Below are 24428 nucleotides of genomic sequence, written 5' to 3'. Positions count from 1 at the left end.
TGAGCCGTACAAGAAGTGATTACCAGAGAAATGAAGAGTGATACGAATTTCATTTTGTAAATTTGTTTAACAAATATATGGATATATTAAACAAAATACACCCTTTAACGTAAATTTATTATTTATTCCACTATAATAAAAATCAATTTTCTTCAAAATCAATGAAAAACTTTGTTCCTTTGTGAAAACTGAAACACATGATTGTAGCCAAAAACATTCATAAAAAATTTGACCAATTACACGTTTTAAAAGGCGTTGACTTGGAAGTAAAAAAAGGAGAGATTGTGGCAATTGTAGGAGCATCCGGTGCAGGAAAGACAACATTGCTTCAAATTTTGGGCACCTTAGAAAAACCATCAAAAGAATTTGCTTCTTCACTATTAATTGATGGAGATTCTATTCTCTCTCTAAACGATAAAGAATTGTCAATATTCCGGAATAAAAAATTGGGATTCATTTTTCAATTTCATCAATTGCTACCGGAATTTACAGCATTAGAAAATGTATGTATTCCCGCTTTTATTGCCGGAAAAGAAAAAAAAGAAGCAGAAGAAGCCGCACATTACTTACTTAATTATTTAGGTCTTTCTCATCGCAGTAATCACAAACCTGGTGAACTGTCTGGCGGTGAACAACAAAGAGTGGCAGTTGCTAGAGCTTTAATTAACCAACCGGCTGTCATTTTTGCCGATGAACCGTCGGGTAATTTGGATACGCAATCAGCAGAAAATTTGCATGAACTCTTTTTTAAATTGAGAGATGAATTCGGACAAACGTTTGTGATTGTAACCCATAATCAGACTTTAGCCAACATGGCTGACCGAAAATTAGTGATGAAAGACGGTTTATTTGCAACTTCTGAACTGTGACAAAATGCAATTGGAAGAGCTAAAAGAATTTTTAGACAAAAAAGTTGAATTATACAACCATCCTCGATTTATCGAAAGTGACCCAATTCAAATTCCACATGCCTTTCAAAGGAAAGAAGACATTGAAATTGCAGCCTTTTTAGTTGCTGTTATTGCGTGGGGAAATCGCAAAATGATTATCAAAAACGGCTGGCAATTGATGGAGTATTTAGATCACTCACCTTATGAATTTGTAGTAAATCATCAATCCTCTGATCTTTCCAAAATCGAATCGTTTGTGCATCGCACTTTTAATGGAACAGATGCTATAACATTTATTAAAGCCCTTAAACATATTTATCAATGTCATGGTGGTTTGGAAAATGTTTTTACCAACCATCAAGAATCTACAACGCTACAGCCTGCTATTAGTGCATTTAAAAAAGTATTTTTTGAAATTGAGCATCTTAAACGAGCCGAAAAACATCTTTCCGACCCGTTACAGCAATCTGCAGCCAAACGCATTAATATGTTTTTGCGTTGGATGGTACGAAAAGACAATTGTGGGGTTGATTTTGGTATCTGGAAGAGCTTACAACCCTCACAATTATCCTGTCCGTTAGATGTACATTCGGGAAATGTGGCTAGAAAATTAAATTTACTCACCCGAAAACAAAACGATGCCAAAGCCTTGGCGGAATTAGATGAACAACTTAGACTCCTCGACCCAATCGATCCGGTGAAATATGATTTTGCTTTGTTTGGTTTGGGTGTTTTTGAACATTTTTAAATTCTTTTTTATGTTAGTTGAAGCACTTTTAAAAATTACCGATTGTTACGTTTTAGAGGCTTCTATTCCCTATGAAGCATATTGTCCGATTGATTTATCACCGGAAAGTGAATTGCTGACTACCTTACAGCCTAAAACTGCTGACGACTATATAAAAGCAATTGATTTTCATTTAAAAAGAAATCATGCTCAAGTGGCTTTTGGTGGATATATGGAACGAAGAAATTTATATCAAAGAAGTCACCTTTTTAATGAAAATCCGGTAAATGAACGGAACATTCACATTGGTTTAGACTTGTGGATTAATGAACCGGTAGCTGTTTTAGCTGCCCTTGACGGGGAAGTCATGAGTGTGCAAAACAATGCTGGCTTTGGCGACTACGGTCCAACTGTTATCCTGAAGCACATGCTAAATAAATGTGAATTTTATACGCTATACGGTCATTTGTCGTTAGAAAGTGTAAAGGACTTACAAACTGGTCAAAAAGTAACAAAAGGGGAAAAAATTGCCATTTTGGGTGAACCTTCCGAAAATGGAGATTATGCTCCACATTTGCATTTTCAACTCATTCAATCGCTTGGTGATTATGTTGGCGATTATCCGGGTGTATGCAAAAAAAGTGATGTCGCTTTTTACCAAGAAAATTGTCCGGATCCCAATCTTTTACTAAAAATAAGCAAATGAAAAAAATAGTTTTTTATAGTTTAATTTTACTTTTTATCAGTTGTAAATCAGCTAAAAACAATTCTTTACCTAAAGAAAAAATAAAAGCTAATTTTGAAAAGATTGAATTGTCTTCTGCTACCTCTATTCAGAAAAAAAGAAGTTATGAATTAGGAAAAAGAATGTTGATGACCTGTAATACTTCCACATTTAAACCGTTTACGACCGAAGAAGCTACTCAGGAAGTCATTCAGAAAATCACGCAGAATAAAATTTCCATGACTTGCCATCAAGTTTTAAGAGGTTTTGGACAATTTATTGACATGAAATTAAAAGAAGTGAGGTATAATGAAGATACAAAAATTACGCTATTCCGCTACCAATGCGAATATGAAAAGAAATACAGAATCAAAGAACTACAAGTGTATATCAATCAAGAAAATAAAATAACTTCAATCAACTCAACCGACTGGAAAGATGACTACGAACCATAACCTTTTATTAAAATTTTATGATGCTTTCAGCAAAGGCGATGGAGAAACCATGGCAAGCTGCTATCATCCGGAAGCTGAGTTCGCTGACCCCGCATTTGGCAAACTATCTCAACAAGAAGTAGTGGCTATGTGGAAAATGCTCTTAAAAAACAGCAAAGGAAAGTTAAAAATTGAATTTACAAATGTAAACACTTTTGAAAACAAAGGTTCTCTTCTGTGGACTGCTCATTACACTTTCAGCAAAACCAATCGAAAAGTGGTGAATAAAATCCAAGCTAACTTTGAATTTAAAGACCATTTAATTTATCGTCATCACGATCGATTTAACCTTTGGAAATGGAGCGGTATGGCTTTAGGATGGAAGGGATATGTATTAGGATGGACTCCTTTTATGCAAAAAGCCATCCAAAAACAAGCTCGAACTGCACTTCAGAAATATAGGGAAGAACAAGGTTTAAAAACCAATTAAATCCGTTTTCCATCCTAAAACTTGTCGATAGTGAATTCTACCACTTTCAATAACTAATGGACAATCAATATTGTTCGTATACAATCCACCCGTACCCAACCCTTGCGGCATCGGGTTTTGCAGCGTGAATGTCCACTGCGTAATGGCATTTAAACCAATGTTGCTTTCCAAAGCAGACGTTACCCACCAACCGATGTTCAATTCTTCTGCAAGGTCAATCCATTCTTGAGCTCCGCGAAATCCACCAACCAAACTGGGTTTTAAAATGATAAATTGTGGAGTGATCTTTTGTAATAATTGACGTTTTTCAGGTATTGAAAATACACCAATCAACTCTTCATCCAAGGCAATAGGTAAAGGAGTGATTTTACACAGCTCTGCCATCCTGTCATGCTGTTTTACCGCAATAGGCTGCTCTATACTATGTAATTCATAACCAGCTAATTGATTTAACTTATCTAAAGCGTTATTTAAATCAAAAGCACCGTTTGCATCCACACGAATTTCGATGGTTTTAGCATCAAAATGTTGTCGAATAAAGGCTAATAATCCCAACTCTTTTTCAAAATCAATGGCTCCGATTTTCAATTTGATGCATCGAAAACCTTGGGCCAATTTTTCTTCAATTTGGGCTTTCATAAAGGCTTCCTCACCCATCCAAACCAACCCATTTATTTCCATTGATTCCATTCCTGAAGTAAAAGTGGAAGGAAACAATTCAAATGGATTTTCATTTTCCAACGAACGAAATGCCATTTCAACTCCAAATTGAATAGAAGGAAACTCGATGAGTGCCTCCCAAAGTTGATCAACTCCCAGATGAATGTTTTGACACACCCATTGCAGCTTTTCTTCATAATCGGGTTGGTCATCAATACTCAGGGTACGAAGTATACCGCACTCTCCTATTCCTCGCTTACCGTTATCTTCTAAAACGATGAACCAGGTTTCTTTTTGGGTTAAAACACCTCTGGAAGTGCCGGAAGGGCGTTTGAAATCTAATATGTATTTTTGATAAGTCGCTTTCAAACGTTACAATTCAATAAAGTCACCTATTTCAAGCAACATTAAATCTTTTCCGCTGTTGAAAAACTTTTTAATGGCCGCTTCATGGTCAATTTCGATGTAGCCAAATGTATCAAAGTGAACGCCTAAAATTTTGTCACATTCTACAAATTCAGCTGCAATTATAGCATCATCAATATCCATAGTAAAGTTATCACCAATGGGTAGAATGGCTAAATCCAATTTCGTACGAAGTGGAATCAGTTTCATATCCATCGTTAAAGCTGTATCTCCGGCAATGTAAATATTTTTGTGTTCGCTTTCAATTACAAAACCACCGGGATTTCCACCATAGGATCCATCCGGAAAAGAACTGGAATGTACTGCATTCACATATTTCACTTTACCAAAATCAAAATTCCAACTTCCACCATGATTCATGGGATGACTGTTAAAACCTTTGTTGCCATAATACGTTGCTATTTCCCAATTGGAAACGATGGTTGCATTTGTTCGCTTAGCAATGGCTTCCACGTCTAAAATATGGTCTTGATGAGCGTGAGTTAGCAAAATATAATCCGCTAGAAGCGAATCAATAGCAATATGAGCCGCTTTTGGATTTCCGGAAATAAACGGATCAACTAAAATGTGCTTACCTCCTACTTCAATTCCTAAAGAAGCGTGTCCGTAAAACGTAATTTTCATAGCGTATTTTGTTTTGAATTAGACAATTACATCTGAAATAAAATAGATCATACAAAGCGATAAAAGCAATGATACCATAAATGTACTTATAGCTAATCGTTTCAATTCCGGGTCTAAATTTGCCGGATTTTTGGTTTTCATTACCCTAAGCATGTGGCTTATGATGGGGAAAAACACAATCACATAAATAAATTGGTCAATGGCAAATTGCTGTGTGAATCCAAATACCAATAATAAAATCATGGCCGAGATAAGTAAAAAGTAATGGTATTTTTTAGCGTTTTCTCCACCCATTTTTACCACAATGGTATTTTTTCCGGCTTTACGGTCAGAGGCTTCATCTCTCATATTGTTGAGATTTAGTACGCCAACACTTAAAAAACCGATAGCAATAGCCGGTAAAAGCAAATACAAATCAATTACTTTTGAAAACATAAAATAAGAACCGTACGTACTTACTAAACCAAAAAATACAAATACAAAAACATCTCCGTAGCCTTTATAGCCATAAGCTCCTTTACCAACAGTATAGCGAATGGCAGAAGCAATGGCAACGATTCCCAAAGCCAAAAAGAACAAAGAATAATACATGTATTGCAATCCGAAAGCGGTATAAATTAACCAAACAGCAGATAAAAACGTAAGGAAAGCGGTGATGATAATCGCTCTTTTCATGGCAGCGGGAGAAATTGCTCCGCTTTGTAAAGCTCTTGTCGGACCAATTCTGTCTTCATTATCAGTACCTTTTACCCCATCGCCATAATCGTTGGCAAAATTAGACAATACTTGCAATCCGATTGTAGTTAGCAACAACAAGCAAAAAATCTTCCAACTGAATACTTGTGTGGGCGTCAATACGTTTTCGGTAGGTTTAGCCAATGCATAAAAACTTCCAACCAAAATTCCGGAAACAGATAACGGCAAGGTACGTATACGAGCGGCTTCAATCCAATGTTTCATAACTAATTTTTTTACAAAAGTAAAGTAAAATTAACAAATTACATCCAATTTTGTTGACTACGTTCTGCCAAATATAGCCAATAATTAATCCAGGGTTTTAACTCCGAATAATTGGCAAAATGAAAACCTACATCACCGGCAGCGGTATGAAAAGTAAGATGCACCAAATCAGCCGATTGATGCCAAAAATATTGTTGAGTAGTAATCCCCTGAATTTTATAGGCTTCCAAAAGTTGAAATTGCACATCCCACGCATTTTTTTTGATCATAATCAAGTCGTTGTTGACCAATAATCGATAGTTTTTGAAACGGAAATACACAATTATCATCACAAATGCCACATACAAACCCAACCACGGCAAATACGCATGTAAAGGTGAATAAATGTATAGTGCCACAAGTAAAGTGATAATCACAGGTAAAATAATGCCGAGTAATATGGCTTTAATTAAATACCGATAATTGGGCAAAAAAGTTTTAAGTACGGGTTCATTTGACAACCCTAATTGTCGTAAAATAATTTCCTTTTCATCCGGCTGACAACCCGGAATTTCAATTTCGCTACTTTTTTTTCCTTCTTCCTCTACTTCATTGGTGGCAGCGGCTTGTTTTAAATGTACATCAAATAGCCTTAATTTACGTTGAAAAAAATTCTGCCGCACAATTGTAAGTTGCACTTTTAGGGGTTTTAAAAGCGTATTCTTTTTGGCGAATAATCCGTGTTGAATGGCAATTGCTCCTTTTTGAAACGTCATTTGATAACCATAATATTTTACTAAGGTTCGCACCAGATTAATAAGCAATACCAAAACTAAAATCAGTAACAAAAAAAACGAAAACGAAAAATAATTGATGCCTTGATTAACGATACCGGTTACTTGTTCTTCATCAACCTCAATAGTTTGTGTTACTTCTTGAAAACTTCCATACAATGAACCAATAAATCCCAAAATAAGAGCAATACTTCTTCCGTAGTTAGATGTAATTCCTACTTTAAACAAAGTAGATAAACGAATATTTAAAAAAGGTTTAACTGCTTCTTCTTCAGTAATTGTAGTTGACAGCATCGTTTTTTCATTCGAGAGTAATTGCTGTTTCAAATGCAATGCCAACGCATTATCAACCGCTCGAATACTGACTTCTTTTTTGTTGCTTCCGGCTGTATCAATATCCACACTATAAACGCCAACCAACTTTTGAATAAGGGATTGATTGATGTTTACTTGTTGAATTTTATCCAGTTGAATGGTTATTTTATTTTTGGTGATGACTCCTTTTTGTATGACAAATTCTTGCTTTTCCTGATCCAAATAAAAGGTAAAATGAATGTACTTTAAATAAGCTATAAAGCCAATTAAAACCAATAAAAGTAAAACACCTACTACTACCCAAACCATTTTTGAACCATCTAAGCGGTACAACACTACAGCTAAAGGCAAAAACAAATTTCGCACAATATCTTGTAGCGTATCCATGTACATAATTACTATACCATTGATGGATTGCCGCTGGGGTTGAGAAAAATCCTTTGGATTAAACTGTTTCATCGTCAGTTGAGGCTGCTTCTTGGGTTGTAGATGATTCATCCGGAACCAGTTCTTCAGGAATTGACTCTTCCATGAATTCTATTTCAGGAGTTTTAAAAGTTTGAGAAGAAATTTGATTCAACAAATAGGTTTTGATTTGTTCTGCTTCTTCTTTTGGCAAACCCGGAATGTGCAAATCGCTACTGCTTCCTCCGGCGGTGTAAATTTGTAATTCACTTAAATCATACATTCTCGAAAAAAAACCTTCATGTATCGCTACATGCTGAATGCGATTAAAGGGAATAATCGTGGTGGTGGTGGAAATAATTCCGTGGCGAAATAAAATATCTTTTTCTCTAACTGCGTAGCCTTTTTTTCGATAACCAATAAATGACATCCAAAAAAGAAGTCCGATAAAAAGGAACAAAACAGAACCAAATACAAGCATTTGAGCTCGTATCCATTCATTAAAGAAAGTAAATAACATCAACAACATTCCTAAAATAACCGTTAGTAATGCATTATTGATATATACAATATTTAGATATTGCTTTGGAATAGTTTGAAAGGAAACGGCTTCTACTTGAGGTAAATGCTCAAAAGAAATCGGTTCATTCGTAAAGTGTTCTTGCCTCATATTATGGAATCCATTTCTTTTCAAAATTAGGTTTACGTTTTTCTAAAAAAGCATTTCTACCTTCTACTGCTTCATCGGTCATGTAGGCTAGTCGAGTGGCTTCACCTGCAAAAACTTGTTGTCCCACCATGCCGTCATCGGTTAAATTCATAGCAAATTTCAACATTTTGATTGAAGTGGGAGATTTTGCCAATATTTCCTGTGCCCACTCATATGCGGTATCTTCTAATTCATCATGTGGAATCACGGCATTTACCATTCCCATTTCAAAGGCTTCCTGAGCGGAATAATTTCTCCCTAAGAAAAAAATCTCTCTTGCTTTCTTTTGCCCGACCATTTTAGCCAAATACGCAGAACCGTAGCCACCATCAAAACTGGTTACATCGGCATCAGTTTGTTTAAAGATGGCGTGTTCTTTACTAGCTAACGTTAAATCACACACCACATGCAAACTGTGTCCGCCGCCTACTGCCCAACCGGGTACAACGGCAATAACTGCTTTAGGCATGAAACGAATAAGGCGTTGCACTTCTAAAATATTTAAACGATGCATGCCATCATCACCCACATACCCTTGATGACCTCTCGCCCGTTGGTCGCCGCCGCTACAAAAGGAATACACCCCATCTTTTGGCGAAGGTCCTTCTGCGGAAAGCAATACAACGCCAATGGAAGTATCTTCTTGTGCATCATAAAAAGCTTGGTACAATTCAGCCGTAGTTTTTGGACGAAAAGCGTTTCGAACTTCCGGACGATTAAAAGCGATACGGGCAACACCGTTACATTTTTTATACGTAATATCTTCAAATTCTCTGGCGGTTTGCCAATTAATTTCTTTCATAAGCTTCAAAATTTACCGTAAAAATACTATTTTTAACTTTTTAAAACCATAGGTAGTAACATGAAAAAATCACTTTATACACTAATTCTCTTATTGTTAAGTTTTTACGGTTTCACACAAACCATTAAAACTACTACATTTGAAATTACTTTTCCGGCACAACCACAAGAAGCAGAACAGGATATTGTTACCGAAGCGGGCGACACACATGTAAAAACCTATCAATTGATGCACGAAGGTGCCATGCTGTTAATGACAGAGGCAACCTATCCGGAAGGGGTAAACCTTACTGCCAATATGGAGGTGAACAAAAAAATATTAAAGAACTCTAAAAACGGCAGTGTGAATAATTTTGCCGGTCAAATGGGATTGCAGGTAACGTTGGTTTCAGAAATTTTTGAGGAATACAAAACTTTACTTGCCATGCGTTCAGTGGATAAAGTGGGGAATTATTATGCACAAGTATATACTTTACTTCAAAACAATAAGATGTATGCAATGATGGTGTTCAGCGAGACAGAATTGCAAGGTCGCACACTCTTGTATCAACTTACCGATTCCTTTCAACTTTTAACATTATAATGGTCATGAAAAAAATACTTCTTCTTTGTTGCTTATTCACTATTGGGATGGGATGGTCTCAACCCTACTCTTTTCAAACCATTAAAGAAATTAGTTGTCAACCGGTATTGTCGCAAGGAAATACGGGAACCTGTTGGTCTTATTCTACCATTTCTTTTCTGGAAGCAGAAATTATTCGCATCAGCGGAAAAAAAATCAACTTATCCGAAATGTACCAAGTGCGAAATACCTATGTCAAAAAAGCTGAAAATTATGTTTCAAGACAAGGTAAAGCACAGTTTAGTGAGGGCGGACTTTCGCATGATGTAATCAATAGTTTACAAGCATTTGGATTAGTACCGGAAGAGGCTTTTTCAGGCTTGAATGGACAACAGACTTCTCATAACCATGCCGAATTGCAAGCATTGTTAGAAGGAATGTTGAAAGTGTTTGTAGAAAATCCGGGTAAAAAACTTTCTACGAACTGGAAAACATCCATTGAAGCGGTATTGGATATTTATTTGGGGAAAAATCCAACGGAATTTATGTATGAAGGAAAAAAATATACTCCTCAAACTTTCGCAAAATTTACGCAACTCAACCCATCAGATTATGTGAGTTTGACCTCTTTTACGCATGCTCCTTATTATTCCTCCTTTATATTAAATATTCCTGATAATTTTTCTAATGGCCATTTTTATAATCTCCCATTAGAAGAATGGATTGCTTGTGTAGATGTTGCACTGGAAAAAGGCTACTCACTTGCCTTAGATTGTGATGTAAGTGAACCGACTTTTTCCGGTAAACACGGCATTGCTGTTATTCCCCAAGAAGAGACGGATGTAAAATCTATCCTAACGGAAAGTAAACCGGAAATGGTGGTTACTGCCTCAAACAGACAAGCAGCTTTTGAGAATCTAACCACCCAAGATGATCATTTGATGCACATTGTGGGAACTGTTAAAGACCAAAATGGCAAGTTATATTATAAAGTTAAAAATTCATGGGGCAGTGATTCGGGAAAAGATGGTTTTATATATATGAGCGTTGCTTATTTACAATTAAAAGGCATCTCTGTAATGGTACACCGCAAGGCTCTACCTGAAAAAACTACTAAGCAACTTGGTTTATGACACAAGAAGAAATGGTATTCCCCTCGGCAGTAAGTCGCTCTAGCGGTATTTTCATTACCGTTTTTGGAACCGCTTTAGCTATTTTAAACGTTTTCTTATGGTTTGAAATTGGTACAGAACCGGAAGCGATTGGGGTAAACTTGCTTTTAACAGCTATTTGTATTGCCTTCTTTTGGATGCTATTTGATACTAAATATGTTATCAAAGGTGAACTACTTCATTACAATAGTGGTCCTATTCGGGGTAAAATAAACATCATGAAGATACGTAAAATTGAGCATCAAAAAGGGTGGTACCAAAAGAGTCTTATGAAACCCGCTTTGAGTATGAATGGTCTTTATTTATATTATGACAAATTTGAAGACATTTATATTTCTCCAAAGGATAAAACCGAGTTTGTTAATTACTTGTTGAAAATTAATCCTAAAATTGAATTAATTTGAGTGTATTTTAATTCAAAAAAGTTAGTTTTGTTTTTACCAAACAACTGAATACCCAAATTGGCATGAATAAATTAAAAATTGCTTTAGCAATTCTTTCCTTATATATAGCTTTTTCCTGTCAGAAAAAAGAGGAAGCTCCCCTTTTAGCTCATTATATTCCGGAGGAAGAACCCGTGCCGGCAATAGATTCACTTTTGATTACCATTCCGTTAGCGATTGAATTTAATCCGGTTTCAGAAGAATTTAAATCCCAAAAGCAACAAAAAATTGAGGCCTTTTATCGAAAAAATATCGGTTTAGCTGATTTCAGTGGGGCTTTATTAGTGGCTAAAAACGGGAAAATTCTGTTTGAAGATTACAAAGGCTATGAAAACTTTGCCGAGAAAAAACCAATCAATGCCCAATCGGCTTTGCATTTAGCCTCAGTGAGCAAAGTGTTAACAGCTACCTTAATTTTAAAATTAGTGCAGGAAAACAAAATTGCGTTAGATGAAAAAGTGCAGACCTATTTACCTGATTTTCCTTATACACAGACGTCTGTTAGAACTTTGTTGAATCATCGAAGTGGTTTACCGCATTATTCCCGATTTAGTGAATACATCAAAAAATGGAATACCCGAAAAATATTGTCAAATGAAGATGTGCTGCAATACCTAAAAAAACACAAGTTTCCTTTACTTTCAAAAGATAACCGTAATTTTAATTATTGCAATACTAACTATGCGATTTTGGCTTTGATTGCTGAAAAAGTAACCACACAATCTTTTCCGGAGGCCATGAAATCGTATGTCTTTGAACCGCTTGGCATGAACGATAGTTTTGTAATTGATTTTGAAACCCAAAAAAAACAAGTTGCTCAGTCGTATAAAACCAATTATGTGAACCATGGTTGGGATCAATTTGATGCGATTTATGGTGATAAAAATATTTATGCTTCGCTTCGCGACATGGTAAAATTTGATTTGGCCACTTATTCTGAAACATTTCTCCGCAAAGACTTATTGGAAGAAGCATTGAAAGGCTACAGCTATGAAAAAAGAGGCTTCAACAATTACGGATTGGGCTATCGAATGAAAGAATTTGATAATGGCGAAACGATGCATTACCACAACGGATGGTGGCATGGTAATACTTCTTCTTATATTACGATGAAAAAAGATACGGTAGTAATTATTGCTTTATCCAATAAATACACTCAAAAAACGTATCGAGCCATGCGATTAACCGCTTTGTTCAGAGACTTTCCATTTGAATTAGATGAAAAAGAATAAGTTCTTTTAGCCTATTTTTACCGACGTCATATTTAATGAACCACCAACCAACTGGTCATTAAAAAAGGAGACCTTATCTTTGGGCGTTTGCAATCCCAAAATATACAATAAAGGATAATAATGGTCTGGTGTAGGTACCGCCAATAAAGCTGCTTTATGAAGTTTTTCATAAGCAATTAACGCTTGATGATTACCTTCATTTATTTTCTGTTTGAACACTTCATTCATTTCAATCGCCCAATCAAACCCATAATTGGGAACATTCAATTTGTCCCATGCCACTTTCTGAAGGTTGTGTACCATGTTCCCGGAACCAATAATCAGTACTCCTTTTTTACGAAGCGACACGATTTCTTTGGCCAAAGTATAATGATAAGCAGCCGGTTGATGATAATCAATACTCAATTGCAATACCGGAATATCGGCTTTTGGATACATGTGTCGCACTACGGTCCATGTGCCGTGATCGAGACCCCAATCATGGTCGAGTCCTACATGCGTTGAATGAATCAACTCTGCCGTTGTTTTGGCAAGAATAGGATTTCCTTTGGCGGGATATTGTACCTCAAAGAGAGCTTTAGGAAAGCCACCAAAATCATGTATCGTTTTCGGGTTATCCATTGCGGTTACATGCGTGCCTTTTGTCAACCAATGGGCGGAAATAACCAACACCGCTTTTGGACGAGGAATTTCTTTACCAAACTTAGCCCACGTTTGTGAAAAAGAATTGTTTTCAATTCCATTCATGGGAGAACCGTGACCAATAAACAAAACCGGCATGAGAACGTCTTGTTCCGCCAAATCATCGGTCCAATTTAAAAAAGGGTGTAATGTTGCCATACCTGCTCCTCCTACGAGTGTTTTTATAAAAGATAATCGGTTCAAATGCATGTTATTTGTATATACAAATATATAGTTTTATTGTTACATACAAAATGATTCACCTAATTTAAAAAGTAATGATAATCAAAAGAAAGATTTACAACAAACCAATGCCCAAATGGCGAAGTAGTAAATACATGCTCAAAACATTAAACACCAAAGCTAACCAATGCAATAGATTATTTTCGTCCGGATTTTTAATGATTTCAACAATGTTTAAAAAAGGCAACGTAAAAATCAACAACAAGGTTGGTACCCAAATGACATCTATCGATTCTTCCCAAAGGGTTATGGTGTAGAAACGTTTGACCACCGACAAAAACAACAGCAAGACCGAAAGGATACTGAGCATGAGGTATATTTTGGGTTTGTTGTGCATACTAGAGTAAAATTTCCCCACAGTTTCAACCATGAATGAATTAGTCAATCAAATAAATGCCATCCGGTTTGATGGTTATTTTATGTTGTTTGTAAAGTGTTCCGATGGCTTTTTTAAACGCCTTTTTACTCATTTGAAGTACCGTTTTGATGTCTTCCGGATGACTATCATCTGTTAGGCGAAGAAAACCTCTGTTGGCTTTTAATTCGTTTAAAATCGTTTGGGCATGCTCTTCAATGCTCTCCACTCCTACTTTTGTAAACGTAACATCAATTTTACCATCGGGACGTACTAACTTGATGTAGCCCTTGGTTTTGTCGCCGGGACGTATTTTATCTTGATAGACTTCATTTTTATAGACCAAGCCTTTGTGGTTGCCGTTAATGATAACGTTTACACCCATGTCAGTTACGTGAGAAATAATCAAATGCACTTCTTCTCCGGTTTGGAAAGTAGCATCCGTTTGATTCAAAAACTGATTTAACTTACTGGAAGCTACCAACCGATTGGTTTGTTTGTCCAAGTACAGATGCACCAAATAGCGTTTTCCTTGTTCCATCTCACGGGCTTGTTCTTTGAAGGGAACGAACAAATCCTTTTCTAATCCCCAATCTAAAAACGCCCCGAACTTATTGGTATAATTCACCCTCAAAAAGGCAAAATCTCCAAACGTAATATACGGTTTCAAGGTTGTGGCCACCGGACGTTCCTCATGATCGAGATACACAAAAACGGTAAGCTCCTCGCCAATTTGAAAGGCTTTGGGTACGTATTTTAGGGGTAAAAGTACATCGTCAGTGCCGTTGGTGAGGAATAATCCCACTTGAGTGCTTCTGTCGATTTTGAGGGTATGGTATATGCCGAGTGCGAGCATGGATTTCTTTTTTGGCAAAGGTATGAATTTAATGTGGCAATTTGGTAATGTGTCAATTCGGCAATTCGGTAATGGGGCAATGGGGTAATTCGGCAATGTGTCAATTCGGTAATGTGTCAATGGAACGCAGATGATACGGGTGGAACAGATGCACGCAGATTTTTTTGGATTTGCTTCGCAAAGGTGGATGAACACGGATACGTTTGGGTTGTCATGTTCTGATGGTTGCCATTTTATACTTAAAATTTATTTTTAACCGCAAAGGTCGCCAAGGAGGCACAGAGAAAGCAAAGACGCTTCGCTTTTGTTTTTTACCATTAAGGAATTAAGGGGCATTAAGGTAATGGAACACGGATGATGCGGATGGAATGGATGGACGCGGTTTTTTATGGATTTGCTTTGCAAAGGCGGATGAACACGGATTAGTTTGTGCAACATTTTCTTTTATTTCAACTGCTCTCTTCCCCGGCTGTGTCATTCCGACGCAGGAGGAATCTCATCAATCAATGAGGCTATTTGGCAATGGGGTAATGGAAAAAAATTAATCCTTACACTCTCATTTTCGTGTTTAGCTTTTTCCAAATTACGGAATCAAAGTAATTGAAAATCTGACTAATAATTTTTTAAATTAAAATTTTGGAAAGTAGGATTATCAATTTTTTTGATTTTTTTGATTTTTTAGATTTTTACAATTTCCACACCCTATTTTCAAACTTTCCGTACCCATTAAGAGATGAGTGAAAATACCATAATTTTTTATAAGTAATTGATTACGAGAAAAATCCCTATTTGTAGGGATGTTTTGGTGTTCTATTTTGATTTAAGTTTGAAGAGTAACAAATATCAAAATCATATGGCAGCAAGTGAATTCAAACAGTTAAAGAAAATAATTGAGTCAGATCCCAAGGAGATGGCTTTGTTTAAGCAAGACCCCGTTAAGTATTTAGAACAAATGAAACCAATTGAAAAGCCATGGGTATTTATGACGATTGTGATTATAGTCGGATTGGTTTTGATAGCATCAGTTGTGCTAGGTAGTATAATCATTTTTAAAGCAAGTGATTCACAAACCGCTAAAGTACCCGATTTTTTGGTGGGTATCGGTTCTACAGCGTTGGGAGCGTTGGTGGGGTTGTTGGCACCGAGTCCGAAGTGATAAAAAATTAACATCGTACCATAATAAACTTAATTTAATAACAAACACAATGAAAAAAATTTTACTTATTACAACAATTTTATTTTTAAAAAATTTTGCTTTTGGTCAAGGGAGTACTTTGAATTTAAAAAGTGTTGAAGAAACAACTACATATAATCAAGTTCAACAAAATTATGAAAATTTATACAACCGAGAAATTCAAAATTGCGATAATGAAATATTGAGATTGGAAGGTGTAATGCCTTCTATGAGTTCAGTTGAAGAAATGGATTCAATAACAAATCTCATTAAAATTCAACAGAAAATCAGAATAAGGTTAGAAAAAGAAAAAATTAAGAAGATTTCTTCAATTAATTATTCTTGGTTTTTTCCTACTAAAACAATCGAAAGTAGAGATAAATTCTTTAATGAATTATATAATAAAGAAAGTTCCAATACAAAATATTTAAATTCTTTTTCATTGAATACAAACTTTAATGGTGCCTCTGCTCAGTCAGAATTAATTACTGACAATTTAAATTGGTTTAGAATATCTTTTGGAAGTGTTGTAGCATCACAAAACGAATCAGATGAGGAGGAAAATACTGAAGATGAAATATCTGAAAAAAGTGAAACAGAACAAGAGGCTTTTACAAGACTAATTAATGGTGGAGGTAATTTTTATCTTTCCTTTGAGTTACCATTACTTACTACATACAATGGTGAATCCAATGATTTGATGTTAGGCTATTTATTTTTTCAAATGAAAGGTGCTACTGATATAAAAGGTTTTGGAAATGATATAGAAACTAGTACAGCAAATGGAAGTTTTGGTTTATATGGTTTCGTTTCTGCTTCATCAGATAATAAAGAATTTAATTTTTTTCTTCAAGGAAATGTTGATTATTCATTTGGAACAAAAGATTTTTATTCTAACCTAGGCATTAATAATGAAAAAGGATTCTTAAATGGTAAAATTATAGCTGGTGTAACCTTGATGCAAAAATTCAGATTATCTGCAATAGTATCAACGTTTGGCAGTGAAAAAGTGTTACGTAATGAGAGAATAGCAGTTGGTCTTCAAATTCTTCCTTAACCTCATAATATGAAATTTTCATTTGCATTATTAATTTGTACTTTAACTCATCATTTATATTCTCAAAATGAAAGGCTGATAGATAAAGTTCAATATGGTTTTACTTTAAAAGCCAAATTAGAATTAGATTTTAAAAAAAATGACGAACCATTAATTAATTTTAGAGTTTCATCAAGTATGGGTATTGCTAGCAGATGGATTATTAACGAGCTATATCCTTCAATAAATAGTGAATTGCAATTATACAATGGTGGACTTGGAACCCATAAAGATTCATTAAATTGTAATAAAACGACTTTTGAAGCAATAATTGCTTTTACTTTAACGGCAGGACGCTTGAATTCCAAATATTTAGACAACTCTATTTTAGCTAGAAATGTTTCTTTACGTTATTTTTCTGATTTTGCAATACCATCTTTACAAAATCCTTACAACTATTCAATATCCTTGGGAACAAATTTGGTTTTTTATTCTGATCTAAATAAATCGTTTCAAAAGGTTGGTTTCTTAAATATTAATCATAGTCGTTTTCAATTATCCTATTATAATGACGGAATGCCTTTTCAATATTTTTTATTAGGAGATGATTATGATCGCTATCATACAGGTGGAGGGATTCTTTCTTATGATGGTGATATTGGTGGGATTAATGAACTTAAATCTTATCATTTTGAATTATCATATCATAAGTTTTCAGGATATAGTAAAAATTCATTCGAGCTAGCCAATAGTATTAACTCATCAAATGTTGATTATAGAGATTCAAATCAAATCAAATACAATAAAAGTTTATGGAAATTAAATATTCAATCATTTAATGCTAATAATGGAATAGGAATAGCACTATCCTCATATAATTCTGTGCCTTTTGACGGACAACATTTAATTCATTGGATTATTGATAATGCTTTTCATATTGTTCCTTACAAAAGCTATAATTGTATTGAACCATCCATTTTTATGATTAGCAATAATTTTAAGAATTAAAAAAATGAAACATTATCTTATTATTTTTCTACCAATAATATCAATTCTTACTTTAACTAGTTGTGGAAAAAGTTTTTATTACGTTAAAAATGACATAAATATCAAACATGATATCATCAATAGGAACATTACTGAATCATTTAAAACAGATTCCACATCAAAAGTTTTTATTAGGAGATTATATGTAAACAAATCAGAAACAAATCTTTACAATGAGATAACAATTGATGATTCAAAAGACAATAAATTGATTGAAGTACAATACTTAATTTTTAATGGAAACAAAGTTCTGTATATTTCAACAATACCATCTAAATATATTTATGATAAAACTCAACAATATTTATTAAAAAAAGAAGGTGGAAAAATTTCATATCCTAACGCGTTCTTTTTTAATTCGTTTTACTTTGGGACTGTGAAGAGTAGTGATAATAAAACAATTAAAATTGAATTTAAAAAGAAAAAAAAAATAATTAATTGGAACTTTGAAATTAATATTGATTCAAAAAGAAATTGCAATGCATATAACCTTCTTTCAATAGAAGAATTTAAATCTAATAATGCAAATAAGCGTAAATCTATAGTAATAAATGAATCAGTAAAAAACGAAATTTATTTCAGTAACTCCTATGAATTTATTGGTAACCCAAATAATTATTTTAAGTATTTATCATTCAAAGTTCCCTATTCAAAATGTGAGATGGAGCTTGCAGATAAAATGGAAGAAAAACTTCGTGAAAAAGATTCCATAATTAAATATTATGCGGATAAATATAAAGAAACGTTGAAGCAAAAGATATCTTTTCCAATAGCATATGAAATATTAATAATATACAAAGACTCTACAAAATCAAAAGTTAAAAAATTAATCATCCCATTTGAAAACGATTTTAAATCAATAAAATTTAAATGCAATAGAGTTAAGTATATTACTTCTTTAAATTAAAAAACTATTAAAAAAAATGGCAAACACTAATAACTTTATTATTACGGGAAAAAATAAAAATGCATTATTTTCCCTTAAAGCTTACAGAGGTGAAGGTATGTTGCTTTTAGCAATGAATTGGAAACAAGGAAATCCACCTAATGATTTTGTCGGTTTTTCAATAGAATACAAAGAACCTAATGGTGATAGATTTTTTGCTATACAAAATAGAATTGCTTTTGAGGGAACTAAATTCAAAGATGGTAAAAAAAGTATCTCAAGTTTATTAGCCCCAATACAACTGTTTAGATGGATTCATTTTCCTATGAATCCAGAAAAAAAAGGTGAATTTTTATACAAAGTTAAACCTGTTTTTATGAGTAATTCTATGGAATTATCCTATGGTGAAAAACAAGAAATAGCAATTGAATTAAACAGAGAAACGTATGAAGGTAAAGTAAATGTTACTTTTACAAGAGGATTTATAAGTTCTCAAGCTTTTGTAGATCGATATAATGCTGATAATGGCATTCAAAAACTTTTACCAACATTATCAAAAGAAGGTTTGGATTTTACTCCTGTTCATCCAAAAGCAAACGAAGCTCTTGCTTGGATGGGATTTGAAGCTAGAAATGTTATTTTGAAATTATTAGACGATGCGATAAATGATACATCAGCTCAAGTAAAAGTTATTGCTTATGATTTAAATTTACCTGAAATGGTCGAAAAGTTGGCAAAATTAGAAAATCGTTTAAGCATTATTATTGACGACAGTAAAGACCATAAAGAGCATGGTTCAGCAGAGAACAAAGCTTATGATATCTTATCAAAATCAACTAATAATATCAAAAGGCAACATATGGGACAACTACAACATAATAAAACTATAATTGTAGAAGGTAATTCTATAAAAGCAGCAGTTTATGGTTCTACTAACTTTTCATGGCGAGGTTTTTATGTACAAGCAAATAACGCAGTAATCGTTTATGGTGAAGAAGCAATCAAACCATTTAAAATTGCTTTTGAAAATTACTTTACTAATGAAAAAAATAATGTTAAAGCTTTTGGAAAAACAACATCTGCAACTTGGAATACAATCGATATCCCGGGCATAGACATTCAAACTACTTTTTCTCCTCACAGTAAAATAAATGCAGTACTCGACCATATTGCAAACGATGTAAGTAAAACTGAATCTTCATTATTTTATTCACTGGCTTTTTTATCTCAAACTCAAGGTGGCATAAGAGATATTATAACTACAATAACAAATAATAGTGAGTCATTTGTATATGGGATGGCTGATAAAAAAATTGGAGGTTTTGAATTAAGAAAACCAGATGGCACTATCCTACCTGTTTATCCTTCTGAATTGTCAAAAAATCTACCTGAACCTTTTATCTCTGAACCAAAAGGAGGTAGAGGAAATCGTATGCACCATAAATTTATCGTCATCGATTTTGATAAACCAACGGCAAGAGTATATTTAGGTTCTTATAATTTTTCGTTGACAGCAGACACTAAAAATGGTGAAAATTTATTATTAATAAAAGATCAAAAGATAGCAACTTCATATATGATAGAAGCATTAAGAATTTTTGACCATTATCACTTTCGATTAGCTGTTAAAGAATCTAAAAAAACAAAAACAAAATTAATTCTAAAGCGTCCACCAACCTCAAGTGTTGAAAAGACATGGTGGGAACCATTTTACACTAATTTAAAAAAAATAAAGGATAGAGAGCTTTTCTCGTAAATTAGAAAAATATTATTTTATATGAAAATGTCTACAACCCCTCCACCTCAACAAACCAAACCACCCGAAAACCGCATCATTTCCTACCATAAAATACGTCTTGCCGTAGGAATTATTGGGATGCTCCTGCCCTTTTGCCTTTGGATACTCAATGCGATTATCAATGAATCCGGTATTTTGCACAATCCGTTGTGGATTACCTTTTCGGATGGGTACGATGCGGGAGATAACCTCAAAGATTCGATAAGTCATTTTTACTATTCTACGGTGGGAGAACTTTTTACAGGAGCGTTGTGTGCCGTGTCGTTGTTTTTGTTTTGCTATCGTGGGTATGACCGTCCCGCTTATGGCAAATATCACAAAATTCCCGGCGATAACTTTATGTGCAATTTTGCTGGGGCAATGGCTCTTTTGGTGGTTATTTTTCCAACGAGTGCTGATCCGTGTATGAAAGACAATTTCAGAGCGTTTGTAGCCACCGATGCCACCGGATACATTCATTACGGAGCCGCAGTACTTTTCTTTGTTGCCCTATCCATTATTTCGTTTGTAAATTTCAGACGGACGAAAGAGCCTGAAAACTTTGGCAAAAACAAATCACATCACATCTTTAAAAAATGTGCCATTGTCATGTTCAGTTGTATGTTGATTCTTCTAGTGCTTTTTATCTCAGATGTAACTTGGTCTGATGACTACAACCTCACCTATTGGTTGGAAACCGTTATGCTAGTTGCATTTGGAATATCATGGACCGTAAAAGGACAAATTGACCAACAGCTCTTTCATGTGAATTATTTTGGAAATGGTGTCGTAGAAGAAGAATAATTCCAACCTTTACGGATTCCAGTAAAAAATAGTAAAAATCACTTTTTACCTTAGCCATCTAGTTTCCCAATTATTTTGCGAAACTAGATTGTTAATTTTATTTAAAAAACCTAAATTTGAGCATTAAACCATTCTACATGCACATCGAACCTCGCAAAGCTCTCAACAAAGCCTTTTTGAAAATAAAACCCAACCGCTCGGGGATTGAACTCTTTAAAAGCAATTTGATTTTGCTTTTGAATAGTTGCTCTGAAAAGGAATCGGAGGAGTTTCACAAAAACCTCATTGCCGACTTTCTAAAAAATACCTACTACTCCCCCAACCATTTTATCAATACCAAAGGGAGAAATGATTTGGTGATTCACACCGGTAAGGAAGCCTCTAGCCAAGTGGGCGTGATTATTGAAGCGAAAAGTCCGGCGAATAAGGCCGAAATGCTTTCTGAGAAAAACCTCAACAGCAAAGCCTTGCAGGAATTGGTGCTCTACTTTTTGCGGGAACGCATTACGCACAAAAACCTTGAAATCAAACACTTGGTGGCGACCAACCTAAACGAGTGGTTTATTTTTGACGGACAACTGTTCGATAAATTATTTGCTCAAAATAAAGCGTTTGTTAAACAATTTCAGGAATTTGAAGAAGGAAAACTTTCCGGTACCTCCACCGATTTCTTTTATCGGGAGATGGCTAAACCGTTTATCGAGACGCTTTTAGACAAAATCGAATACACCTATTTTGATTTGGCTTCCTACGATAAAATTCTTCGCAACGACGACAAAACCGACGATACCCAACTCATCGTTTTATATAAATTGCTTTCGCCGGAGCATTTGCTTAAACTTTCGTTTGCCAATGACAGCAACTCGTTGGACAAAAACTTTTATAACGAATTGTTGCATTTGATTGGCTTAACCGAAACCAAAGAAGGCGGCAAAAAACTCATCGAACGCCCCAAAGCAGGTCAGCGACTGGCGGGTTCGTTGTTGGAAAACACGATGAATCAATTGGATAGTTTTGATAAAATCAACCGATTGCCCAACGTGAAACAATATGGCGACACCTATGACGAACGCTTGTTTACCGTTGCCCTGGAATTGTGCATCACGTGGGTGAACCGGATTTTGTTTCTCAAACTGTTGGAAGCTCAATTGATTGCCTACCACAAAGGCGACAAACGTTATGCGTTTTTACATGCCGACTTGATTCCGGATTATGACCAGCTCAATGCGTTGTTCTTTATGGTCTTGGCCAAAAAACCCGAAGACCGCAACGAACGGGTGAAAATCCCTTTTGCCAACGTGCCGTATTTGAACAGTTCACTGTTTGAACCCACCGATTTGGAACACCACACCTTGTTTATTTCGGGGTTGGAAGACCATGTTCCCCTGCCCTATTTGAGCGGTACGGTGATTAAAGATGCCAACGGAAAGAAAAAAACGGGAGAGCAAGGAGCGTTGCCCTATTTCTTCTCGTTTTTGGATGCCTATGATTTTGCGAGTGAAGGCAGCGAAGACATTCAGGAAGACAACAAAACCTTGATTAACGCCTCGGTGTTGGGCTTGATTTTTGAAAAAATAAACGGTTACAAAGACGGTTCGTTTTACACGCCCAGTTTCATTACGATGTACATGTGTAAAGAAACCATTCGCCGGGCGGTGTTGCAAAAGTTCAACGAAGTGAAAGGTTGGGATTGTGCCGATTTTGACGGTTTATACAACAAAATTGACGATACCAAAGAAGCCAATACCATCATTAACAGCATTAAAATTTGTGACCCGGCAGTGGGTTCGGGACACTTTTTGGTTTCGGCGTTGAATGAGATGATTGCGATTAAACACGATTTAAAAGTATTGGTGGACCGCAATGGCAAACGCTTGAAAGAATACCACATTGACATTGTAAACGACGAATTGATTGTGACGGATGAAGACGGATTGCCGTTTGTGTATAACCCCAACAACAAAGAAAGCCAACGCATACAGGAAACCTTGTTTCACGAAAAGCAGACGATTATTGAAAACTGTTTGTTTGGCGTGGACATTAACCCGAATTCGGTGAAGATTTGCCGATTGCGGTTGTGGATTGAGTTGTTGAAGAATGCGTATTATAGAGAGAATAGAGAAAAGAGTATAGAAAATAGAGAAAAGAGTATAGAAAATAGAGAAAAGAATATAGAAAATAGAGAAAAGAATATAGAGAATAGACGGGGCGGTTTAGATTTTAGGGAGTTGGAGACGTTGCCGAATATTGACATCAACATCAAATGCGGGAATTCGTTGATTAGCCGTTTTGGGTTGGAGGCGGATTTGAAAAAAGCCTTGAAGCAGAGCAAGTGGAACATAGAGAGTTATAAGTTGGCGGTGGCCACGTATCGCAATGCGGAGAACAAGGAGCAAAAGCGGGAGATGGAGCAATTGATTGCCGACATTAAGGGGAATTTTAGGAGTGAAATTGCGGTGAACGACCCGAAGAAACTGCGGTTAGAAAAGTTAAAAGGCGAGTTATTTAATTATACGCAACAAGTGGGCTTGTTTGAACGCAGCAAAAAAGAGCAAACGGAGTGGAACAAAAAGGTAAACACGCTGAGTGCCGACGTGCAAAAACTGGAAACCGAGTTGGAAGAAATCAAGAGCAACAAGATTTATGAAAATGCGTTTGAGTGGCGGTTTGAGTTTCCGGAGGTGCTGAACGACCAAGGTGATTTTGTGGGGTTTGATGTGGTGATTGGGAATCCGCCGTATTTTTCATTAGAAAAGTCTAATATAGATTATTTTAAATTAGAAAGTCAATATAAATCAATTGAAAAAAGGGGTGACATTTATACTCTTTTTTATGAATTAGGTATGTTTATTCTAAAAAAAGATTATAGTTTGTGTTACATTACGTCAAGTACGAGTATGCTCAATAAACTGTGTCAAATATAAAAAATAGAAGGATGAATTTTTTAAATTTGATTTATTATGAGCGAACAATTCGATTTTGAGTCTTTCTCTAAGTCAGCTATAGAGAAATTAAAGCAAGGTAAACCCTTGACAGGTGCAGATGGTGTTTTTACACCGCTTTTAAAAATGATTTTAGAAGCTTCACTTGAGAGTGAAATAACAGATCACGTCCAAGAGACTAAATCAGAAAAAAATAGGCGTAACGGTAAAGCAAAGAAAACAATTACCAGTGGTTTAGGAAGTTTTGAATTAGAAACACCCAGAGACCGTAATGGTAGCT

General features: G+C 35.1%; 26 protein-coding genes. 17 read left to right on the top strand and 9 right to left on the bottom strand.

Annotated elements, in window-relative coordinates:
- Positions 1 to 197 precede the first annotated feature (197 nt).
- The 5 genes from H601_RS0106330 to H601_RS0106310 are packed head-to-tail and all read left to right on the top strand — an operon-like array spanning position 198 to position 3265.
- Positions 198 to 869 carry an ABC transporter ATP-binding protein gene (locus tag H601_RS0106330; RefSeq protein ID WP_026710720.1) on the top strand — a complete coding sequence of 224 codons (672 nt, stop codon included), beginning with the start codon at positions 198 to 200 and terminating at the stop codon, positions 867 to 869.
- Between the two features lie 4 nt (positions 870 to 873).
- Positions 874 to 1638 (top strand): TIGR02757 family protein, encoded by a 765-nt coding sequence (locus tag H601_RS0106325; protein WP_026710719.1) that lies wholly within the window; start codon positions 874 to 876, stop codon positions 1636 to 1638.
- A 10-nt stretch (positions 1639 to 1648) separates the two neighbouring features.
- Positions 1649 to 2323, top strand: a complete 675-nt coding sequence (locus H601_RS0106320) for a peptidoglycan DD-metalloendopeptidase family protein (protein WP_035655662.1) — start codon at positions 1649 to 1651, stop codon at positions 2321 to 2323.
- The gene (locus H601_RS0106315; protein ID WP_026710717.1) at positions 2320 to 2796 is read left to right on the top strand and encodes a hypothetical protein; all 477 of its coding nucleotides are present in this window, start codon (positions 2320 to 2322) and stop codon (positions 2794 to 2796) included. The genes H601_RS0106320 and H601_RS0106315 overlap by 4 nt, the downstream gene beginning before the upstream one ends.
- Positions 2780 to 3265 (top strand): nuclear transport factor 2 family protein, encoded by a 486-nt coding sequence (locus H601_RS0106310; protein ID WP_026710716.1) that lies wholly within the window; start codon positions 2780 to 2782, stop codon positions 3263 to 3265. Before H601_RS0106315 ends, H601_RS0106310 begins: the two co-directional genes overlap by 17 nt.
- On the opposite strand, the gene H601_RS0106305 is transcribed toward H601_RS0106310, so the two are convergent.
- Genes H601_RS0106305 through H601_RS0106280 form a run of 6 tightly spaced genes read right to left on the bottom strand, consistent with a single transcriptional unit; the run spans position 3251 to position 8939 of the window.
- Complete coding sequence (locus H601_RS0106305) at positions 3251 to 4294, bottom strand: o-succinylbenzoate synthase (protein ID WP_026710715.1); 1044 nt, start codon at positions 4292 to 4294, stop codon at positions 3251 to 3253. The two genes, H601_RS0106310 and H601_RS0106305, sit on opposite strands and share 15 nt — an antisense overlap.
- Positions 4295 to 4297: 3 nt before the next feature.
- Positions 4298 to 4975 (bottom strand): metal-dependent hydrolase, encoded by a 678-nt coding sequence (locus tag H601_RS0106300; protein WP_026710714.1) that lies wholly within the window; start codon positions 4973 to 4975, stop codon positions 4298 to 4300.
- Between the two features lie 18 nt (positions 4976 to 4993).
- Positions 4994 to 5935, bottom strand: coding sequence for a 1,4-dihydroxy-2-naphthoate octaprenyltransferase (gene menA / locus H601_RS0106295; protein ID WP_026710713.1), 942 nt, complete (start codon positions 5933 to 5935; stop codon positions 4994 to 4996).
- Between the two features lie 38 nt (positions 5936 to 5973).
- Positions 5974 to 7482, bottom strand: coding sequence for a PH domain-containing protein (locus tag H601_RS0106290; RefSeq protein WP_026710712.1), 1509 nt, complete (start codon positions 7480 to 7482; stop codon positions 5974 to 5976).
- A complete protein-coding gene (locus H601_RS15370) occupies positions 7469 to 8098 on the bottom strand; it encodes a PH domain-containing protein (protein WP_051220680.1) in 630 nt (209 codons plus the stop codon). The genes H601_RS0106290 and H601_RS15370 overlap by 14 nt, the downstream gene beginning before the upstream one ends.
- Before the next feature lies 1 nt (position 8099).
- Positions 8100 to 8939 carry a 1,4-dihydroxy-2-naphthoyl-CoA synthase gene (locus H601_RS0106280; RefSeq protein ID WP_026710711.1) on the bottom strand — a complete coding sequence of 280 codons (840 nt, stop codon included), beginning with the start codon at positions 8937 to 8939 and terminating at the stop codon, positions 8100 to 8102.
- 60 nt (positions 8940 to 8999) lie between these two features.
- Here H601_RS0106280 and H601_RS0106275 point away from each other — a divergent pair, with 60 nt between their 5' ends.
- The 4 genes from H601_RS0106275 to H601_RS0106260 all read left to right on the top strand — a co-directional run bounded on the left by H601_RS0106275 (position 9000) and on the right by H601_RS0106260 (position 12347).
- Entirely contained in the window at positions 9000 to 9521 is a 522-nt protein-coding gene (locus H601_RS0106275) for a hypothetical protein (RefSeq protein ID WP_026710710.1), read from the top strand.
- A 5-nt stretch (positions 9522 to 9526) separates the two neighbouring features.
- Positions 9527 to 10633, top strand: coding sequence for a C1 family peptidase (locus H601_RS0106270; RefSeq protein ID WP_026710709.1), 1107 nt, complete (start codon positions 9527 to 9529; stop codon positions 10631 to 10633).
- Positions 10630 to 11076 carry a PH domain-containing protein gene (locus H601_RS15365; RefSeq protein WP_051220679.1) on the top strand — a complete coding sequence of 149 codons (447 nt, stop codon included), beginning with the start codon at positions 10630 to 10632 and terminating at the stop codon, positions 11074 to 11076. Before H601_RS0106270 ends, H601_RS15365 begins: the two co-directional genes overlap by 4 nt.
- A 62-nt stretch (positions 11077 to 11138) precedes the next feature.
- The gene (locus tag H601_RS0106260) at positions 11139 to 12347 is read left to right on the top strand and encodes a serine hydrolase domain-containing protein (RefSeq protein WP_026710708.1); all 1209 of its coding nucleotides are present in this window, start codon (positions 11139 to 11141) and stop codon (positions 12345 to 12347) included.
- Positions 12348 to 12353: 6 nt separating this feature from the next.
- Here the strand turns inward: H601_RS0106260 and ygiD are convergent, their stop codons facing one another.
- From ygiD to H601_RS0106245, 3 genes are all read right to left on the bottom strand, one after another.
- Entirely contained in the window at positions 12354 to 13187 is an 834-nt protein-coding gene (ygiD, locus tag H601_RS0106255; protein ID WP_026710707.1) for a 4,5-DOPA-extradiol-dioxygenase, read from the bottom strand.
- Between the two features lie 139 nt (positions 13188 to 13326).
- Positions 13327 to 13581, bottom strand: coding sequence for a hypothetical protein (locus H601_RS0106250; RefSeq protein WP_156900356.1), 255 nt, complete (start codon positions 13579 to 13581; stop codon positions 13327 to 13329).
- A gap of 67 nt (positions 13582 to 13648) precedes the next feature.
- Entirely contained in the window at positions 13649 to 14482 is an 834-nt protein-coding gene (locus H601_RS0106245; protein ID WP_026710705.1) for a CvfB family protein, read from the bottom strand.
- An 853-nt stretch (positions 14483 to 15335) separates the two neighbouring features.
- Between H601_RS0106245 and H601_RS0106235 the strand changes: the two genes are divergently transcribed.
- From H601_RS0106235 to H601_RS0106200, 8 genes are all read left to right on the top strand, one after another.
- Entirely contained in the window at positions 15336 to 15638 is a 303-nt protein-coding gene (locus H601_RS0106235) for a hypothetical protein (protein ID WP_026710704.1), read from the top strand.
- Positions 15639 to 15687: 49 nt separating this feature from the next.
- The gene (locus H601_RS0106230) at positions 15688 to 16713 is read left to right on the top strand and encodes a hypothetical protein (protein ID WP_026710703.1); all 1026 of its coding nucleotides are present in this window, start codon (positions 15688 to 15690) and stop codon (positions 16711 to 16713) included.
- A 9-nt stretch (positions 16714 to 16722) separates the two neighbouring features.
- Positions 16723 to 17700, top strand: coding sequence for a hypothetical protein (locus H601_RS0106225; protein WP_026710702.1), 978 nt, complete (start codon positions 16723 to 16725; stop codon positions 17698 to 17700).
- Positions 17701 to 17704: 4 nt separating this feature from the next.
- Positions 17705 to 18646, top strand: coding sequence for a hypothetical protein (locus H601_RS0106220; RefSeq protein WP_026710701.1), 942 nt, complete (start codon positions 17705 to 17707; stop codon positions 18644 to 18646).
- A gap of 16 nt (positions 18647 to 18662) precedes the next feature.
- Positions 18663 to 20381, top strand: coding sequence for a phospholipase D-like domain-containing protein (locus H601_RS0106215; protein WP_026710700.1), 1719 nt, complete (start codon positions 18663 to 18665; stop codon positions 20379 to 20381).
- A gap of 27 nt (positions 20382 to 20408) precedes the next feature.
- Positions 20409 to 21206: a hypothetical protein gene (locus tag H601_RS0106210; RefSeq protein ID WP_156900355.1), complete on the top strand. Its 798-nt coding sequence runs from the start codon at positions 20409 to 20411 to the stop codon at positions 21204 to 21206.
- Between the two features lie 137 nt (positions 21207 to 21343).
- A complete protein-coding gene (locus tag H601_RS15360) occupies positions 21344 to 24130 on the top strand; it encodes a DUF7149 domain-containing protein (protein WP_156900354.1) in 2787 nt (928 codons plus the stop codon).
- Positions 24131 to 24166: 36 nt separating this feature from the next.
- Positions 24167 to 24428: transposase (locus H601_RS0106200; RefSeq protein ID WP_026710698.1), on the top strand; the 262-nt coding region annotated here is incomplete at its 3' end.

Origin of the sequence: Flavobacterium filum DSM 17961 (assembly GCF_000425465.1) — a bacterium.
Taxonomy (GTDB): Bacteria; Bacteroidota; Bacteroidia; order Flavobacteriales; family Flavobacteriaceae; genus Flavobacterium; species Flavobacterium filum.
Note: the sequence above shows the minus strand (reverse complement) of the source record. Positions and strands in the feature narration are given on the sequence as shown.